The 1126-nt window shown below is 63.0% G+C and carries 1 protein-coding gene; it reads left to right on the forward strand.

Annotated features, from left to right (window positions below; all coding sequences use genetic code 11):
- Window positions 1-1126 (forward strand): condensation domain-containing protein (locus tag KPG66_RS17020; RefSeq protein WP_237071628.1); only part of this gene is annotated, 1126 nt, incomplete at both ends.

A 1126-nucleotide genomic window follows, 5' to 3' on the forward strand; every position in this document is an offset into this window, starting at 1 on the left:
CGCTGACGAGCCTATTTGCGTCGCCGACGCTGGCTGCGTTTGCGGCGGCGGTGAGTGCGCAACTGAACCAGCAAACCAGTGCGCTGCCTGAGATTACGCCGGTCTCGCGCGAAGGCGACTTGCCGCTGTCGTTCGCGCAGCAACGGCTTTGGTTTCTCGCACAACTTGATGAGGCAAGCGCTAACTATCACATCCCCCTTGTCTTGCATGTGCGTGGGTCGTTAAACCGAGCTGCGTGGCAACAGGCATTGGATGCGCTCTTCGCTCGCCATGAAGCGTTGCGCTCGACGTTTGTGAGCGTTGATGGTCAGCCGCAGGTGCGGCTATTACCGGCCGACACGGGCGTGCCATTGCACTGGCATGACCTGCGCGGCGTGCCCGATGCCGACGCGCAGCTGTCGCATTTGACTGCTGATGAAGCGTGCGCGCTGTTCGACCTGGCGCGCGGGCCGCTGATGCGCGTATGTGTAATCCAAGTGGCCGACGACGAGTACGTATTGGTGCTCACGCAGCACCATATCGTGTCAGACGGCTGGTCGATCGGCGTGCTGGTGCGCGAGCTATGCGCGCTGTATGCGTCCAGCGTTGGAGCCCAAACTGATTCATTGCCGCCGCTGGCCGTTCAATATCCGGACTATGCAGCCTGGCAGCGGCAGTGGCTATCGGGCGAGCGACTTCAAACGCAGAGCGACTACTGGCGCGCGACACTGGCCGACGCCCCCGTGCTGCTGGAGTTGCCGACGGACCGGCCGCGCCCGGCGCAACAGTCGTTTGCTGGCGCGCACGTGCCGGTGCAGATCGATGTACAGACCACGCATGCACTGAAGCGCTTGAGCCGTGAGCACGGCACCACGTTATTTATGACGGTGCTCGCGGCCTGGAGTGCGGTGCTCGCGCGCTTGTCGGGCCAGGATGATCTGGTCATTGGTACGCCCAGCGCGAACCGGGGACACCGCGAGATCGAGCCGTTGATTGGCTTTTTTGTCAATACGCTGGCGTTGCGCGTGAATCTGGAGGGCGAGCCGACGACGACGCAACTGCTCGAGCGCGTGCGGCGCACGACGTTGGACGCGCAGGCGCATCAAGATCTGCCGTTTGAGCAGGTCGTTGAGATCGTACAACCGCC

This window comes from Mycetohabitans sp. B2 (genome assembly GCF_021733735.1).
Classification (GTDB): Bacteria; Pseudomonadota; Gammaproteobacteria; order Burkholderiales; family Burkholderiaceae; genus Mycetohabitans; species Mycetohabitans rhizoxinica.